Annotated in this window: 8 protein-coding genes and 2 pseudogenes; 5 read left to right on the top strand and 5 right to left on the bottom strand. The window is 56.0% G+C overall.

Annotation, left to right across the window (positions count from 1 at the left end; genetic code table 11):
* Positions 1–1,888 (top strand): C80 family cysteine peptidase (locus tag FGA82_RS22185; RefSeq protein WP_249384275.1); only part of this gene is annotated, 1,888 nt, incomplete at its 5' end.
* Positions 1,889–2,174: 286 nt separating this feature from the next.
* Here FGA82_RS22185 and FGA82_RS22180 read toward each other — a convergent pair.
* Positions 2,175–3,394: pseudogene (locus tag FGA82_RS22180) on the bottom strand (IS3 family transposase).
* 728 nt (positions 3,395–4,122) lie between these two features.
* Here FGA82_RS22180 and FGA82_RS22170 point away from each other — a divergent pair.
* The 3 genes from FGA82_RS22170 (at position 4,123) to FGA82_RS22160 (ending at position 5,821) form a co-directional block, all read left to right on the top strand.
* Positions 4,123–4,716 (top strand): hypothetical protein, encoded by a 594-nt coding sequence (locus tag FGA82_RS22170; protein ID WP_141128765.1) that lies wholly within the window; start codon positions 4,123–4,125, stop codon positions 4,714–4,716.
* A 9-nt stretch (positions 4,717–4,725) separates the two neighbouring features.
* The gene (locus FGA82_RS22165; protein ID WP_141128764.1) at positions 4,726–4,947 is read left to right on the top strand and encodes a helix-turn-helix domain-containing protein; all 222 of its coding nucleotides are present in this window, start codon (positions 4,726–4,728) and stop codon (positions 4,945–4,947) included.
* Positions 4,948–5,617: 670 nt separating this feature from the next.
* A complete protein-coding gene (locus FGA82_RS22160) occupies positions 5,618–5,821 on the top strand; it encodes a hypothetical protein (protein ID WP_141128763.1) in 204 nt (67 codons plus the stop codon).
* A 466-nt stretch (positions 5,822–6,287) separates the two neighbouring features.
* On the opposite strand, the gene FGA82_RS32705 is transcribed toward FGA82_RS22160, so the two are convergent.
* From FGA82_RS32705 to FGA82_RS22145, 3 genes and pseudogenes are all read right to left on the bottom strand, one after another.
* Entirely contained in the window at positions 6,288–6,569 is a 282-nt protein-coding gene (locus FGA82_RS32705; protein ID WP_283242340.1) for an Arc family DNA-binding protein, read from the bottom strand.
* A gap of 1,159 nt (positions 6,570–7,728) precedes the next feature.
* Positions 7,729–8,565: a 2OG-Fe(II) oxygenase gene (locus FGA82_RS22150; RefSeq protein WP_141128762.1), complete on the bottom strand. Its 837-nt coding sequence runs from the start codon at positions 8,563–8,565 to the stop codon at positions 7,729–7,731.
* A gap of 129 nt (positions 8,566–8,694) precedes the next feature.
* Positions 8,695–9,014: pseudogene (locus FGA82_RS22145) on the bottom strand (IS66 family transposase); the annotation flags it as partial.
* Here FGA82_RS22145 and FGA82_RS32965 point away from each other — a divergent pair.
* On the top strand, positions 8,996–9,139 hold the full coding sequence (locus FGA82_RS32965; protein WP_141128761.1) for an SEC-C metal-binding domain-containing protein: 144 nt from the start codon (positions 8,996–8,998) through the stop codon (positions 9,137–9,139). The pseudogene FGA82_RS22145 and the gene FGA82_RS32965 sit on opposite strands and share 19 nt — an antisense overlap.
* A gap of 541 nt (positions 9,140–9,680) precedes the next feature.
* Here FGA82_RS32965 and FGA82_RS22135 read toward each other — a convergent pair.
* Positions 9,681–11,081: an efflux transporter outer membrane subunit gene (locus FGA82_RS22135; protein ID WP_171057341.1), complete on the bottom strand. Its 1,401-nt coding sequence runs from the start codon at positions 11,079–11,081 to the stop codon at positions 9,681–9,683.
* Between the last annotated feature and the right edge of the window lie 92 nt (positions 11,082–11,173).

Genomic DNA, 11,173 nt, shown 5'->3' with positions numbered 1-11,173 from the left:
ACACGACCTGATTGATGCCGGCGAGACTTCCGGTACGCCAGCCTTGCACCGACAAGCAGGCGATCAACCATTGCGGACGCCGGACGGGCTTGAGCTATCTTTGGCTCCCGCGAACCATACCGGCAATGAGTCCGGTCCAGTTGATGCAGTGAAAGTGACTCCGGCACCCGGGGTGACGGACAGCGTCATGAAAAATACCGATAGCCATGGGGCGACGCAAACAAAGCCAGCTGACAAGTACGACAGCCGAGTGATCGTGAAGCTGGAGTCTGATTCGGTTACGGATCAAGCCGCCCAGCATATCTATGACAAACACCCGGACAACAGTGTCCTGCTTCAGCGGGACGCTCAAGGCCAACATACCATGGTGGCTGGAGACCTTCAGAGCATCGGCGGCCAGACCAAGGTTAAGCTGGTGGGCCACGGTGACGGCACGCCAGGTGGCTCCCGTACGCTGGGCGGGCTGGATGCCGAAGGACTTGCGCACGAGGTAGGCAAGTTACGTAATGATGCAGGTGCAACCGACACCCCTTCGATCAAAAAAGTGAACCTCGTGGGTTGTGGCACAGGCGTGTGTGACAGTGGCCCGAGTTTGGCCAATGCCGTGGGTGAGGCGTTGCATCAACAAGCAATCGATGCGCCGACCAAGGGCTATGACGGGCGGATTGACCTGACAGCCGACGGTCATATCCACTCGGTGGATGAAGGGGGGCTCATGAAGCCTGGCGAAGGTGCGCAGGAGGAAAAGAACAACGGTCGTCATGGCTTCGATGTTGAGGATACGTACGCTAACGCCGCGCAGTTGAACGAAGCGGCACGTGCAAACAAACGCGCGCCGGAGGTACCAATCAAGAATGCCAAGTTATATGACAGCATTCCGGATGGACAAGTTGAGGACGCCTCCAGCATGCTGTTGCGTCCCAAGCCCAATAAAGGTGAGCCGGACAATATGGGGGATCATCGTCATGGCCTCGATGTTAACGAGACGTACAATAACGCTGTGAAGTTGAAAGAAGCGTCACATAAAAAATGGATTGCAGCGGAGCAGGGGCTTGAAACGAAAGTCAACCATCTGATGGAGGAATTGGGGCTCAACGATTACACCGACGATTTGGAAGAGCATCCAACGCTCTCGCCCTTGAGAGCAGCGGCGAAAGAAGCTAAGAACGAAGCCACTGCCAGGGAGGAAACAGCCAAGGCATGGAAACGCGTACTCACTCCAGCGACGGTTAAATCGCTGCTAAACGAAGTACCGTACATCTCCGATCGGGAGGCGTTCAACAAACGCCTGCAGGAGGTGCCGATCAAGAATGCCGAGTTGTATGACCGCATTCCGGACGGGCGAATAACCGCGAAAATCATGAACGACTACAACGTTGGCGAGGATTTCGTTGCAGTGCGCGTGCAGGGGGACGAATTCATCGATTTTCAGACAAATACGATTCAGGGACATCAGAAGCCTCATGCAACGATCCTCAACGGATACGACCCAGTGAACGGTAGGAGTCGTCACGAGCTTGCTGCGACCATGGCACAGAAAACCGGACAGGACGCGCTCAACGTGATGCTGGTTCCTAAAGGTTCTGAGCGAGAAGTGATCGCCGGGGGGAAGTACGCCGAACCAGGTAAGTCTTGGCTGTCGTTTCCCTTTGTCGAGGCTTTGAAACTGGGGGGACGGCTCTATCCTGACATGAGTTCGAGCGTTAGGCCTACGGGTGGGGCTCCTTTTCTAATAACTTTACCCAAGGGAACACGCTTGCCTGTTGATATTATTTCGAGCGTAGGCGGTAATAGTAAGACTGGTGACACGCCCAATATACTGTTGCGCTCCCAGCCCAATAAAGGCCAGCCGGACAATAGGGATCGTCGTCATGGCTATATCGAGTAGGATCTCTGCGAGCCTCCAGGCATAACCTCCGCGCTGACCCCCGTGACGGAAGCAGTCCTGGTTGACAATCAGGCACGGTATGCGCAATCCAGATAGACGATGGATTTGAATTGCCCCCGAAAAGTTGGACGATGTAATCGCCCCATGTGATCGGCGTGGGTTCGGTAATCGACCGAGCTTACGCCACTTAATTTCGGTCTGATTCGCGCATGCCCCACTAGCACTGGCGCGGATCAGCAGTGACAAGGCTGGACTTGCCCCTACAAAACCGGACACCAACTCCCCGTTAAATTGATGCCGCCGCCAAGCGCCTGAACTCCCTCGGTGAGCGGTAGTTCAAGGCGCTGTGCGGATGCTGCTCGTTGTAGTGTTCGAAGGCAATTGCCAGGTTACGCAACGCTGTTTCTCGATCCGGCTTGGGCATGTGCGCCACGTAATCTCGTTTAATCGTCTTCACGAAGCTCTCGGCCATGCCGTTGCTCTGCGGGCTGCGCACAGGGGTGGTCACCGGCTGCAAGCCGATCTGTCGAGCAAACAGGCGTGTTTGTTCGGCGGTGTACGCCGAGCCGTTGTCGCTTAGCCATTGCACTGGCGTGGTGGGCAGTTGATCTCCAAAACGCTTCTCCACGCTTTCCAGCATCAAGTCGCGGATGTCATCGCCGCTGTACCCGGTCGGACTTGCCACCCAGCCGATGGCTTCGCGATCACAGCAATCGAGGGCGAAGGTCACGCTCAGCTTGGCGCCGTCCTCGCATCGAAACTCAAAACCGTCCGAGCACCAACGTGTATCGCTGGTTTCCACCGCAATACGGCCTTCGTGCCGACGCGGCACGCCAGGTTGTTTGATCCTGCGTTCAAGCAGCAAGTTGTGATCACGCATCACCCGGTAAACCCGTTTCACGTTGATCGCCGGCAGCGACCGCTTTTCACGTGCACGACGCAGCAGTCCCCAGACGCGGCGGTATCCATAGCTGGGCAGTTCGCTGACCTCTTGCTGGATCTCAGCGACCAGCTCTACATCGTTCACAGGCCTGCTTCGCCGCACTTTGGGCGATACCGATTGCTTGATTCGAACCGTTAATTGCGAGCGCGCCACACCGAGACATTCGCTGACCAGCTTCACTGGTCATCCCCCGGCAACAAGGGTGAGTGCGCAATCCATTTTCGCGACCGGGCGATCTCCACGGCCTCTTTGAGGATTTCTGCTTCCATCGTCTTCTTGCCCAGCATCCGTTGCAGTTCACGGATCTGTTTAAGCGCATCGCTCAGCTCGGACGCTGGCACCACGGCTTCACCAGCACTGACCGCCGACAGGTTGCCGTCCTGATAAAGCTTGCGCCACAGAAACAGCTGATTGGCATTGATGCCGTTACGACGAGCCACCACTGAAACGCTTTGGCCTGGCTCAAGACTCTCTCGCACCATGGCCAGTTTTTGCTCTGGGCTCCAGCGGCGCCGCCGCTCCTGGCCCAAAAGCTCTCCACTCTTATCTTTGCTGTTAGTCATAAACATAACCGTTTGCCTATCCCTTATCGTAAGGGGGGAAACGGTGTCCTGCCTTTCATGGGGCTCGTTCAAGCAGCCCATCGAGATGTCGAGGTCTCAAATTAACGAATTCCGTAAATTGTTTCCCAAGAACAATCGCCCTATCCAACAGACTAACCATCGTGAAGTCGTTGAGGACTGACGAGACGCGTCAGAGACGCAGTTCAGCGATCAAACCCTTGTCCACAAATGATCAGCGCCCAATATCCTTTATCGGTAAGTCACCACGCAGATATATGATGAACCCCATTGCGTTAGCAAAAAAACTTTACTGATCGACTTCCTCTTAAATGACGCCCCTAAGCCGCGTAGGCGCCCCTGTGGTCTTTGATGCCCGTGGGGCGGTGCTGCGAACGCTGCGGCAATCGCTCGAAGTGCGTGGGTGGCCAAGGCCGGTGGCTGGTGTGGGCTTCACGGTGTTGAGATTCGACGAGATCTCCTATCAATCTCTCTCTTGAACGCGCACCAACCGAGGCCGTTTAGCTTCATGATTCGGCGGATCACAATCGCGGACCTCGTTTTCTCCCCCTTCGTTTACTTTTGCGGTCGTACTCGTACCATCTGACCAGCAGATGGTATCGCAGCCCTTGGCGAAATTCGCCTATTATTTATTGATAAAAGACAAATCATCATTGATAATCACAATCACCGCTGTATTGTCGACACGTCAATCACCAAGGAGCAGCTTCATGACACACTCACCCACACCCAGCCGCTACGATCTGGCACACCCTTTTACCGGAAAACTCATCAAGGGCCTGGAGACCACCTGCACCCTCCTGGCGATCTGCACTGCATTGTTCGGTTGTCTGGCGCTGTATCTGATCATGACCGGTCAAGCAACGGGGTACCTGGAGCTTTCCTCTAACGCATCGGCTCTCTCGCCAGAGAACGCGAGCGCCGCCACCGAGGGACTGTCCTTACAGGTCGACACGTCCAAGGGCGCCGTCGGTGCCATGATCGATATCCTGATCGAAGCAAGCTTCTCGATTGCCCTCTTTCTGAGCTTGAGAACGCTGCTCTCTTCGTTGCGCCAGGGACCGGCCGCCGCACAGCTCATCCCTGGACTGCGCAGAATCGCCATCGTTACGTTGGTCTGGCCCTTCGCAGCCCTGTTCGGTCAACTGTCAGGAAGCTTAGTTTCGGTGTCAGACAACCCGCATGTGCAGGTCGATCTGAGCCTTAATCTGCCGATGCTCGTCACGGGCGTAGCAACCTGGATTGGCTGCATGGCCACCCAAGGACTTGCCCAAGCCGAGCAAGAATTGGAATCGGTCATTTAGGACGTATTAATGCCCATCATTGTCAACCTGGATGTCGTACTCGCCACCCGCAAAATGCGACTGGGCGAGCTGGCCGAGCGAACCGGAATCACCTTATCCAACCTGTCCATTCTAAAAACCGGAAAGGCCAAGGCGGTGCGGTTTTCCACGCTGGAAGCCATCTGCGGTGCACTGGACTGTCAGCCGGGCGATCTATTGCAGTACATCCCTGAAGACAATAACCCTCAGTAACGCTTAGTCGATTCACCGCGGGTATGCCCAACCCATAGGTCGTCAGTACCTAAGCACGACCTAAAGCGACTTATTCATCGCGCAACTGAGCAACGGCAGTCATTGTAAATCGTCAAACCACCCTCGTTACGCTGGAGGAATTCATGTGTCATCGACTTGTTAAATATTGCATCGTTCTGGCGGCTTCTATCTTGTCCACAGCGTGCGCTGCGCAAAGCTATCTGGAGATTTTTCAGAAGCCCACCATCATTTCCAGCCGTTCCCCAGAGGTGGTCTATGGCACCACGACGTTTTATCATCAAGCTCCACCTATCAGACAGCGCCGAGGGCCTCCACCGGTTGTTATTTATGAGGTACCGGCGGTTATATATGAAGAGCCCATCATTATCTATGAGGCCCCCACCCGCCTACCGATACCGGATTTTTTTCCACCCCTCTGGTGATCGAGACTGAACAACTTGTCATGGCACATGTTGCGTTAAATGGCACCCGGTGAGGCGCCGTGCGGCTAAAGTGGTGAAGAGACCGCGGGCGCACTCATTGGGATACTTCCATCAAACAAATGATCGGGGTACGGCACTCTTCTGCCGCCGTATGAACGGCCATCTGTCGACGTGATGACCTCACCCGTGGTGAACACGGCCTGGGGCCCAGCAAAAGGAACTGCAAAATGGCTTTTGTGTACTTGAAGGACACCAACGGCGAAGTGTTGGTGCTTAACACAGACCTGATTTCCCACGTGACGTCGAAAATCAAAGGCACCTTCGACCACGGGGCGCAGGTGTATCTGAAGTATTCCATTGACGGTCATCGCAACTTTATCCAAGTGGCCGACGAGGACGCCCGGCAATTGCTCAAGACCATCTTGAATTGAAGGGCGACCGGGCAAGGAGGTTCGCCACAAGGCGTGCCCCTCCCCTTTGCGTTTTCGAAGCCTGCCCCCCTGGCGGGCAGACCCCCGCTCAGCCCTATCGGTCCGCGGAGCAATGGGCCTGCGGTTGCAGGGCACAATCGGGGGTGAACGTTTACAAGGATGCGACCCTGCAGTCCTGGGGAAAAGTGGACCTTGTTATTGCGGCGCCACTCGCGGGATTCACTTTCAGCTCACGCCTGATCCTGCTCACGGACCCGGAAGGCGGGCGCCAGAGAAACGCCCTTGACGCCCAACGGTGCCCTCCAGGCAAAATGCCCCTTTCTCTTGGCCACAGCCCTGAGCCGTCTTCAAGGCATGTCATGAACCGCACGCTCCTCTCGTGCATCATCAAGCAGACGCTTCATGCTCCCAACATGTACGCTTTTCATCTTCCGTAAAGGTCGGCATGACCATCTCCTGGCGGTCTTTAACGGCTGGCCACATCAGGCATTCCCTTGAGCTGTGCCGTCTCCAGTATTGAGATCTTCTGATTCAGAAAGCTGTTGAGTTGCCGCATTTCCTCGTATCTGCGTTCAAGATCCAGTGAGCCACTAATTCGCGCGACAATTTCACCGTTCATGCTTCGGTGATTTTTTTCTGCCGCCTCGTTGATACGGTCACGCAGCCCCTCCGGCATGCGCACTACGAACTTATCTGCCGCCCTAGAGTTGTACGACGGCATCAGGGTGGGTTTAACGTTGTTTGGCATATTCATTGTTCCATCAATCCTGGATTATTGGGTCGTCCGTGTTATCTATCGTGCTGCGTCCGCCCGCCCCACAGACACCGCATTGGCCAAGCTCAAGGAGAACTGGTTGGTCAAACCTGCCTAATCAATTGGCGCGGCAAGTCCTGCCATTATCCGATGAACAAGCTCGTTAGGCTAATGCGGCGCCTTGGCCTGCACGTGAACCAAAGTGGGGACGCAGCGCCTGCATCACGCAGCCCCCCTGCCCTGCGCCATTACGCAAGCCTTGGCGTTTGCTTCAAGCGAGTCATAACCGATAACGACCCTAGCTAGAAGTCCGGACGTTTCAAGCGTCTATATCGCGGCTGAGACTTAAGCACATCTATAGCCCAAATGCCACGTGGCTCCCCGTAAGAAGTCATGTGCAAGTAGCCAAGTAACAAACCGCGCTCAATAACAGCGAGTGTCGACCCATTTGGCAGAGAACCATGCACATCACTCCTGAGCATTTACGAATCAAAAACGATTCAAGGGAAGAATTTAATAAGTTTGACAATTAATTATTTTCCTCATGCGGCCGCATAAACAGCTTGCTGAAGTGACCTACGTCAAAGTTGCGCAGATAGGCTGACCAATTTAGATTGACCATCGTTTTGGATGGGTGATCGTGACAATGGAGTCGATGGGGGAATGGGTACTTACCGCCAGAGAGGCTCTGGTTCGGGACTAGTCAGCCGGAAATGATTCTTACCTGCAACTCGTCCGTTTCTGATAGTACAGAATCCAGAAGCGTGTCATCAAACAACGGATCATTTGCGTAGTGCAGAGTTATGTCCATTGCCCAGTTTTTGAAGTAGTGCCGCAGATACCGCACCACCCAAAACGTTTCTAGTTACAAAAATCGCAAGAGTCCACCAGAATTGCTGTGTTGCGACGCCACGGTCAATGAGCTTCTGATTCCCTCTCGCGACATCCTTTGCTGCCATGCGTGCTTCGAAGCGGCGCTCTTGGACATGGCCACCCCGTTGCTAATGCTGAAGCCACGAAGTGTAAACCAACCGCAAAATTTCTATCCGTCGTGGGCAACAACGCAGGGTAGATCTATGGAGTCCGAAACCCGACCACCACGCCACTACGACCTTGCTGGCAGGTTCCGTACCGTCTGCGCCATGATTTTCGTTCAGATGAACTCGCCTTCACGCAGCCATTTTGTCGCAATCCATTTCTCTCCGGCGATGACAGGAGCGCCGCCATGAAGGGATAACGTGCTGGGGTCAGGTTTGTGATAGCTGAAAAAAACCGCAGAGCCTTTGGCGGGAAAAATCGAGAGATTGATATCCGGAAAGACCGTGGCGCCGCCCTGCTCGGGCTCATGAAGGTACATGATCAGTGTGGCCACCCGCTGCCCGCCTCGCAATAACGGCTTCTCGAAATGACGCGGATCAAAATAGTCGTGATGCGGCGCGAATTCGGCGCCCGGTCCATACCGCAGCACCTGTATGCCTTCGCCATATTCCAAAGGCCAGTTCAGGAGCGTTGAAATACGCTGCTCGATTCGCCCGACAAAGTCCGTTTCCTGGCGCCTAAAAAACATCCCTTCGCTGGTGCGAGTCTCGGACAATACGCGTTCCTCTTTGCCCTGCACTTTGGATCGCTCCAGCCTCGGGCGGGCAGCCGCCATCAACAGCTCGCACTCCTCCTCGGACAGGAAATCGGCGAACACGACAATACGAGGGTGCTCCAGCGTTTGAAGCACCTTGATGCGCTGATGGTCGACGGTAATGTACTGCGGGGAGGCCGACAGGTCGGGCGCTGGAAGCTTTATTGCAACGACGTCTGGCGTTCCATTTGCTTCAGCCGATGGCGGGCCAGGCTCACCCAATGCCACATCGGCGTCCTGCTCACTCCAGCCTTTGTCCAGCATGGCCTTTCGTAGCCGTTCAACCGGCTGTCCAGCTCGGCGCTGCTCCGCCACCCAAGTATACAAAGCAGGGGGAAGGGTCGTGGTGGTGTGCATGCTTGATCCTGGGAAATGGCATGGGCGATGAGCAAGTCGCCGGCTGATGTTCGTTAGGCTAAAGGACTTCGAATTTCATGAATGGCATTAAGTCGCAGGGCTAGGCGCTCGTACAGTCAATAATTATCAAAAAATATAAACGACGCTGAAACCGACAGGCCCTTGCGCCTGCGGGTAAGCGCGGTGAGCTTTCTTCTCCCCGGGCGCAAGCATCTGCACCGGAGTTTCGTCAGCCGGGACAACTCGTTGGGCCAGAACAGCTTCTCGCAAGGCATCAACCAATGGCTGAAGCTGTACACCGGTCTGCCCAACCCATTGCGCGAGAGTTGAACGCGCGATGGATAAACCGGCGCGCCAAAGACTTTTCCCTGCCGGTACAGCGGCAAGTGGTCGGCGAATTTCGCCACCATTACGTGAGCGAGCAGACCTGATGTCGGTATTCCCTTGTCGTTATCTGGGCCGGTTCGTATGTCGAGTTGAGGGAGTACTCCCGACCATTGTGGAAGATGGATCGGCGGAGTGTCCTTGCGGCTCCGGACAAACCTTTTCGCAGTGTCATGGCGCCTTCGCTTGACCGTTTTTGTTTACGATCCACGAGAACGGCACATTTTCTCTACCACAGAAGAGTGTCGGAGCAGGAATGGGTGACTAACCCGGCGTACCGGGTTTGTGTGATTTCTAAAGTCCGTCGCCAAGGTAAAGACGGTGGGTCGATTCTATCTGTTCGATCAGATTGTCATCCCGGCGACATCGGCGAATTCGCGCCAGCGGCGGACTGCCTCAACAATCTCCTTAATTACCTTTCGACCATCCAGGTTGTAATCAGCTTCGCGACGGCAAGTAGCTCCTTGAGCTCAAAATTGTCGCGCTTCCCGTTCAGAGACATTTGGTGGCTACACAAGCGCCTTCAGGAGCGCCTTTGCGAAAACGCGGACTGGTAGCTGCGGGGCACTCCATCGCGCGCACTATCAGGTGGAAGCATCCAGGGCAGGAGCAATCCTATCTGCCACCCTTTATGGGGTCTCGCTTTAGCGCAGCAGGCTCAGGAGCATCAGGGCGCAATTGGCGGGGGCCCGCAAAAATCGCCTCCCCACCTGGGAACAGGGACTGAGGACCTAGCGCGCAACACCGGCGCAGTCGTCACCACAATCCCCACCAATGGCCTGGTAAAACTTCACCCGTGCCAGCAATCGATTGACGCGATTGCGCGCCACGTTTATTTCCAGCGTGCGCTGAGCGTCCTGCAGATCCAGCCATTCCTTGATGCTTGACTGCCCCAGACGATAGCGAGTCTGGGCGATATGCTCGGCCTGGGTGGACAACGCCAGTGCGCGCGTCAAATACACCGCCTCATCGGCGAACTGTTGATCCGCCGACAGGGCGTTTTCAACATCCTGCAGGGCCACATACAACTGCTTTTTAAACAGCTCAACACTCTCCTGATAATCCGCTTGGGCGCCTTGCACCAATAACCTTGACTTGTTGAACTCCAGAAATGGCAGGAACACGCTGTCGGTCAACACCCCCTGCGGGTTGCGCAAAATGTCGGACAGCTCGCGGGTGCCCCCACCGTTTACACCGGCGGTCAGGTTGAGGATCGGGTAGAGGCTGCGTTGCTGCAACTCGATGCGGCCGAACAAGGCCCGCAAGCGCAGCTCGGCGGCCTTCACGTCCGGACGCTGGGCCAGGATCCGCGCCGGGATGTCGGGGCGCAGTGGCGCAGGCGCTGCGCCAGGAATGGGGCGGCTGACAAAGACTTCCTCGCCGCTGGGAGAGCCCAACAACACCCGTAACGCATTGCCGGTTTCTTCCCGCTGTTGCAGCAACCCGGTTTTAGCCGCCAGCAGCTCATTCAATTGCTGCGCGGCCTGAAGGGGCTCGAACGGGCTCACCTGCCCCACCGCGTTACGCACGCGGGACAACTCAAGACTTGAGCGCGCGTTGGCCACGCCGGCGTCATTGACGGCAAGGCTCTGGTCGACAAATGCCAATTGCCAGTACCACTGCAGGGTCGTGCCGATCAACTGCATGGCGGTCGCCAGCCGATCTTCGCGTGTGGCCATCGCCTCCCACTCGGCGACATCCCGCGCCTTGGACAGACGGCCCCACACATCCACCTCATAACTCAACGAAAACGTGCTGGTGAACGCTCGGGTACTCGGGTCGCCTTTGTCCAGGCTCTTGCCAATACTGTGCGTCAAGCCATTGGAAACATTAGGCGTTAAATTGGTACGGGTGATGCCCGCCTGGGCTTCGGCGCTTTTGACCCGAAAGGAGGCGGCGGCCAGGTCATTGTTGCTGCGCAGCACACGCTCGACCAATGCCTCCAGCTGCGGATCGTGAAAAGAGCGCCACCAGGGATCATGCTCGATGACGTATTCACCGTCCGGCAACGCATGACGCCACTGCGTCGGCAAGGCCAGTTGCGCTTTGACCGTATCGACGTCAGGGGCGTCGGTGCTGCAGGCAGCCAACAGCCCTAGAAAGAAAAACAGGGTAACGATTTTGATGTTCACAACGATGTGCTCGACAAGACTGCGGCACCGACCCGATACCCCGGGGGGATGCACGATAAGGACAATGGGGGAAGCTGAGCGCCACCGCGTGC

It is taken from the genome of Pseudomonas fluorescens (assembly GCF_005938625.1).
Lineage (GTDB): Bacteria > Pseudomonadota > Gammaproteobacteria > Pseudomonadales > Pseudomonadaceae > Aquipseudomonas > Aquipseudomonas fluorescens_BD.
This window is presented reverse-complemented; position numbering and strand designations above follow the sequence as displayed.